Source organism: Streptomyces lycii, from assembly GCF_009735685.1.
GTDB lineage: Bacteria > Actinomycetota > Actinomycetes > Streptomycetales > Streptomycetaceae > Streptomyces > Streptomyces lycii.
The window spans coordinates 65,142-71,141 of the sequence record NZ_WHPN01000275.1 but is presented as its reverse complement, the minus strand read 5'-3'; the positions used below and the strand labels follow the sequence as shown (position 1 = coordinate 71,141).

3 protein-coding genes are annotated in these 6,000 nt (G+C 73.5%); 1 reads left to right on the top strand and 2 read right to left on the bottom strand.

Translation table 11 applies throughout. The annotated features are described in order from the left end of the window. Positions 1-24 precede the first annotated feature (24 nt). Positions 25-2,037 (bottom strand): ABC transporter ATP-binding protein, encoded by a 2,013-nt coding sequence (locus tag GCU69_RS14440; RefSeq protein ID WP_156206282.1) that lies wholly within the window; start codon positions 2,035-2,037, stop codon positions 25-27. 59 nt (positions 2,038-2,096) lie between these two features. Further along, positions 2,097-4,307, bottom strand: coding sequence for a glycogen debranching protein GlgX (gene glgX / locus GCU69_RS14435; protein WP_235978479.1), 2,211 nt, complete (start codon positions 4,305-4,307; stop codon positions 2,097-2,099). Positions 4,308-4,717: 410 nt separating this feature from the next. Between glgX and GCU69_RS14430 the strand changes: the two genes are divergently transcribed. Further along, positions 4,718-5,920, top strand: a complete 1,203-nt coding sequence (locus GCU69_RS14430) for a L,D-transpeptidase (RefSeq protein WP_235978478.1) — start codon at positions 4,718-4,720, stop codon at positions 5,918-5,920. The last annotated feature ends 80 nt before the right edge of the window (positions 5,921-6,000 follow it).

Below are 6,000 nucleotides of genomic sequence, written 5' to 3'. Positions count from 1 at the left end.
CCGGGCCGTCGGGGTCCGGTGTGCTCATCGGGGGACACCTCCGTCTGCCGGTGCTCCGGAGACCCGCGACGGGTCCGCGGGCGCACCGGGGGCCTGAAGACCCTGGTCCGGTCCACCGGACATCAGCGTCCGGTACTCCACGCTGCGGCGCAGCAGTTCACGGTGGGTGCCGACGGCCGTGATGCGCCCGCCGGACAGCAGCGCGACCCGGTCGGCGAGCAGCACCGTCGACGGGCGGTGCGCCACGACCAGGGCCGTCGTCGTCGCCAGCACCTCGCGCAGCGCCGCCTCGACCAGCGCCTCGGTGTGCACGTCGAGCGCGGACAGCGGGTCGTCGAGCACCAGGAAGCGGGGATTGCCGACGACGGCCCGGGCCAGGGCGAGCCGCTGGCGCTGGCCGCCGGACAGGCTCAGGCCCTGCTCGCCGACCTGGGTGCCGGTGCCCTGCGGCAGGTCGTGCACGAAGTCCGCCTGCGCCACGGACAGGGCGCGGTCCAGCGCGTCCGTCCCGGCGCCTGCCGCACCCATCAGGACGTTTTCCCCGGCGGTGGCGGAGAAGAGCGTGGGGTCCTCGAAGGCGACCGCGATCAGCCCCCGCAGCCGGCTTCTCGGCATGCGGCTGATGTCCTCGCCGTCGAGGGTGATGCGCCCGCCGGACACCTCGTGCAGCCGGGGCACCAGGGCGGTGAGGGTCGTCTTCCCGCTGCCCGTGGCGCCGACCAGGGCCATGGTCTCGCCGGACCGGATGTGCAGGTCGATGCCGCGGAGCACCGGGGGCGTGCCGGGGTCCGTGTCCGGGTGGCGGAACGTCACTCCGTGGAACCGGAGCCCGTCGCCGGGGGCTCCGGCCCGGGCGTTCCCGGAACCGGCGCTCCCGGTCCGGGCGGGCGGGGCGGCCGCCGCGGTGCCCCGGTCCTCCGGACCCGCCGCGGTGCCCCCGCACTCCGTGCCCGCCGCGGCCTCGCCGTCCACCCCGTTCCCCGCTCCCGCCGCGGCCTCGCCGCCCTCCGTACCCGCCGCGGTGTCCCCGTCCTCCGCGGCCGGAACGTCGTCCTCCGCGGCCGGGGCGTCCATCACCTCGAAGTGACGCCGGGCGGCCGTCGCCGCGTCCTGGCTGATCGCCAGCAGAAAGCCGATCGAGTCCACCGGCCAGCGCAGCGCGAGGGCTGTCGAGAGGAACGCGACCAGTGTCCCGGCCGACAGCGCTCCGTCGGCGACCTGCACGGTGCCCAGCACCAGCGCGGTGCCGATGGCCAGTTCGGGCAGCGTCATGATCAGCGCGAGCAGCCCGGCGAGCAGCCGGGCCTTGTACAGCTCGGTGCCCCGCAGCCGGTGGCTCAGCTCCCGGAAGGCGCGGGACTGGCTGCGGTGCCGGCCGAAGCCCTTGATGACGCGGATGCCGAGCACGCCCTCCTCGACGACGGTCGTCAGATCGCCGATCTGGTCGCGGGCCGTGCGGGCGGCCGCGGAGTAGCGGGTCTCGAAGTAGGAACAGATGACGACGATCGGCAGGACCGGGACGATCAGCACCAGCCCGAGCTGCCAGTCCTGGGAGAGCAGGATGCCGCAGCCGACCAGGATCGTCGTCCCGTTGACCAGCAGAAACGTCAGCGGGAAGGCGAGGAAGATGCGCAGCAGATGCAGGTCCGCGGTGGCGCGCGACAGCAGCTGCCCCGACGGCCAGCGGTCGTGGAAGGCGACGGGGAGCCGCTGGAGACGGCTGAAGAGGCTCGCCCGCATCGTGGCCTCGACGCCCGCGAGCGGCCGCGCCACCAGCCAGCGGCGCAGCCCGAACAGCCCGGCCTCGGCGATCCCGAGCAGCAGCAGCGCCGCGCCGCCGAGCCACACGCCTCCCGGGTCGCGGTCCGCCACGGGGCCGTCGACCAGCCACTTCAGCACCAGCGGAATGACGAGCCCGATGCAGGAGGCGACGACCGCCACCCCGGCCGCGGTGAACAGCCGGGCCCGGACCGGCCTGACGTACGGCCACAGCCGCAGCAGGGCGCGGACGGTGGACTTCTGTGTGGAGGGAGGCATCGGGGGAGAGCTTACGGTGGGTCACCGACAGGACTCACCCCGTTTTCGCCACTGGCGTCTCACCCGCTCGCGGCGGGGTCGTGCCGCACCCGCAGCAGCTGTACGGAGCGGGCCGGCAGCGTCAGCTCCGCGCCGCCCCGGTGCCGGGTGCCGGGCGGCTCGGCCTGGTCCTCCCGGGAGGTGTCCACGAGAAGCTCGTAGCCGCGGGCCCAGGGAGGCCCCGGCAGGGTGAAGGGCAGCGGCTCGTGGTGCGCGTGCAGCAGCACCAGGAAGCTGTCGTCGGTGACCGGGCCGCCGCGCTCGTCCCGGCCGGGGATGTCGCGGCCGGAGAGATACATGGCGAGGGTGGCGGCCGGCGCGTACCAGTCCTGTTCCGTCATCTCCCGGCCCGCCGGGGTGAACCAGGCCAGGTCGCGCAGCCCCTCCGGCCCCTGGGGGCGGCCGGAGAAGAACGCGCGCCGGCGCAGCACCGGATGCGCCCGGCGCAGCGCGATCAGCCGCGCGGTCAGTGCCCGCAGCTCCCGCCAGCCGGGGTCGGCGGCCAGGGACCAGTCGAGCCAGCCGGTCGGGTTGTCCTGGCAGTAGCCGTTGTTGTTGCCGCGCTGGGTGCGTCCCATCTCGTCCCCGGCGACCAGCATCGGCACCCCCGTGGAGAGCAGCAGGGTGGTCAGGAAGTTGCGCAGCTGGCGGCGGCGGAGCGCGGTGATCTCCGGGTCGCCGGTCTCGCCCTCGGCCCCGCAGTTCCACGAGCGGTTGTCGTCGGTGCCGTCGCGGTTGCCCTCGCCGTTGGCCTCGTTGTGCTTCTGCTGGTGGCTGACGAGGTCACGCAGGGTGAAACCGTCGTGGGCGGTGACGAAGTTGACGGAGGCGTACGGGCGGCGGCCGCCCCAGGCGTAGAGGTCGCTGGAGCCGGACAGCCGGTAGCCGAGATCGCGTACGCCGTGCAGCCGGCCGCGCCAGAAGTCGCGCACCGTGTCGCGGTAGCGGTCGTTCCACTCCGTCCACAGCGGGGGGAACGCGCCGACCTGGTAGCCGCCCGAGCCGATGTCCCAGGGTTCGGCGACGAGCTTCACCCGGCGCAGCACCGGGTCCTGGGCGATGACGGCGAGGAACGGGGAGAGCATGTCGACGTCGTGCATGGACCGGGCGAGGGCCGCGGCCAGGTCGAAGCGGAAGCCGTCGACGCCCATCTCGGTGACCCAGTAGCGCAGCGAGTCGGTGATGAGCCGCAGCACCTGCGGCTGGACGACGTGCAGGGTGTTGCCGCAGCCGGTGTAGTCGGCGTAGCGGCGCGGGTCCGGCTGGAGGCGGTAGTAGCCGCGGTTGTCGATGCCGCGCAGCGAGAGGGTGGGGCCGAGCTCGTTCGCCTCGGCGGTGTGGTTGTAGACGACGTCGAGGATCACCTCGATGCCGGCGGCGTGCAGGGCGCGCACCATCCGCTTGAACTCGCCGACCTGTTCGCCGCGGGTTCCGGTGGCCGCGTACCCGGCGTGCGGGGCGAAGTAGCCGATGGAGTTGTAGCCCCAGTAGTTGCGCAGGCCGCGCCGGAGCAGATGGTCCTCGTGGGCGAACTGGTGCACGGGCAGCAGTTCGACGGCGGTGACCCCGAGCGCGGTCAGATGCTCGATGGCCGCCGGGTGGGCGAGCCCGGCGTAGGTGCCGCGCAGCCGCTCGGGGACGCCCGGGTGGCGCATGGTGAAACCGCGGACGTGCAGTTCGTAGAGGACCGTGTCCGCCCACGGCGTCTTGGGGCGCCGGTCGTCGGCCCACTCGTCGCCCGGCGTCTCGTCGAAGACCACGACGCCCTTCGGTACGTGCGGCGCCGAGTCCCGGTCGTCGCGCACCGTGTCGGCGACATGCTGCTGCGGCCAGTCCCGGACGTGCCCGTACACCTCCGGCGGCAGGCCGAACTCGCCGTCCACGGCGCGGGCGTACGGGTCCAGCAGCAGCTTGGCCGGATTCCAGCGGGCGCCGGTCCACGGGTCCCAGCGGCCGTGCACCCGGAAGCCGTAGCGCCGGCCGGGGGAGACGCCCGGCAGGAAACCGTGCCAGATCTCGTGGGTCAGCTCGGTCAGCGGGCAGCGCGTCTCGGTGCCGTCGTCGTCGAACAGACACACCTCGACGGCCTCCGCGCCGCCCGCCCAGAGCGCGAAGTTGGTGCCGGTCACGCCGTCGGGGCCGGTACGGAAACGGGCGCCCAGCGGCTGCGGGCTGCCCGGCCACACCGGCGGCCCGGGCTGGGGCGGGGGCACGGACGCCGGCGCGAGCACGTCCTCCCGCGACGGCCCGGGTGCTGCCTCCTGCTCGGCTGCGCTCGACACGTGTTCGCCTCCGGCGGCTCGCGGCTGGCCTCCGCCCGGCGGGCCGGGGGAGCGACGTGGCGGACCTCCGTCCGGCGGGCGCGCGGTGTCCCGGCCGCCCGGCCGCCGTTCGGGGGTCCTTCCCTGTTCTGCCCGTTACGGGCCCCGCCCTCACGCGGGGCGCGCCGCCCGGCGCTCGCGCGGGCCCCGCCCGCCGCCCCGGCGGACGCCCCCACCGGCGGTTTTGGGACTGATCCGTAACAGTCCGGGGCAGATCTCAGTCACCCCCTTGTGGTTACCTTTCGGCAGCGCGCCGTTCATCGCGCGCGGGGGGATGCGGCACGGGCCTTGGGGGGCCGGCCGCGCGAGGGGAGAGATCTGTGAAGACGCAGCGGATTCTGGACCTGGCGGTGGCGGGGGCGCTCGTGCTGACGCTCGCCGCGTGCGGAGGCGGCTCCGGCGGCGGAAAGGGCGGGGACGGCGACGGCAAGCCCGGCTCGGTCGACACGAAGCCCTCGGAGGCGGTCGTGAAGATCACGCCCAAGGACGGCGCCGAGGACGTGGTGACCACCGGCGTGCTGAAGGTGACGGCCGAGAAGGGCAAGCTCACGTCGGTCAGGGTCGAGGACGACAAGGGCAACGAGGTCGGCGGGAAGATCGGCGACAAGGGCACGGTCTGGAAGCCGACCGGCCACCTCGGCTCCTCCACCAAGTACACCGTCGACGCGGTGGCCGAGGACGCGGCGGGCCGTGAGGCCGCCCGGCACGCCACCTTCACGACCTTCGTCCCCGAGGACACCTTCATCGGTTACTTCACCCCGGAGGACGGTTCCGAGGTCGGCGTCGGCATGCCTGTGTCCATCCGGTTCAGCCGCGGCATCACCGACCCGGCGGCCGTGGAGCGGGCCATCGAGGTCGAGGCCTCCCCGTCGGTGCCGGTCGAGGGCCGCTGGTTCGGCAACGACCGGCTCGACTTCCGGCCCGAGAAGTACTGGGCCAAGGGCACCGAGGTGACGCTGAAGCTCAACCTCGACGGCGTCGAGGGCCGGCCGGGTGTGTACGGAGAACAGTCCAAGACGGTGAAGTTCACCGTCGGCCGCAGCCAGGTCAGCGTCGTCGACGTGAAGAAGAAGCAGATGACCGTCGAGCGCGACGGCAAGGTGATCAAGAAGATCCCGATCACCGCGGGCGCCCCCGCCACACCGTCCTGGAACGGCGAGATGGTGATCAGCGAGAAGCACAAGATGACCAGGATGAACGGCGAGACCGTCGGCTTCGGCGGCGAGTACGACATCGAGGACGTCTCGCACGCCATGCGGCTGTCCCAGAGCGGCACCTTCATCCACGGGAACTACTGGGCGGGCCGGGCCACCTTCGGCTCGGTCAACGCCAGCCACGGCTGCATAGGCCTGTTCGACGCCCGCGGCGGCGGCGACAGCTCCACCCCGGCGGCCTGGTTCTTCAACAACTCGGTGATCGGCGACGTCGTCGTCGTGAAGAACTCCGGTGACCGGACCATCGCCCCGGACAACGGCCTCAACGGCTGGAACATGGACTGGGACGAGTGGAAGGCGCCGCAGTAGCCCGCGGCGGCCCGCGGCGGACCGGGACCGTCCCGGCACGGGGCCCGGCGCGGTGGCTGTGACGAACCGCACCGGGCCCC

Bases quoted from the DNA above. Each gene is read 5' to 3' on its own strand.
- GCU69_RS14440 (WP_156206282.1), bottom strand. From the start codon at position 2,037: ATGCCTCCCTCCACACAGAAGTCCACCGTCCGCGCCCTGCTGCGGCTG.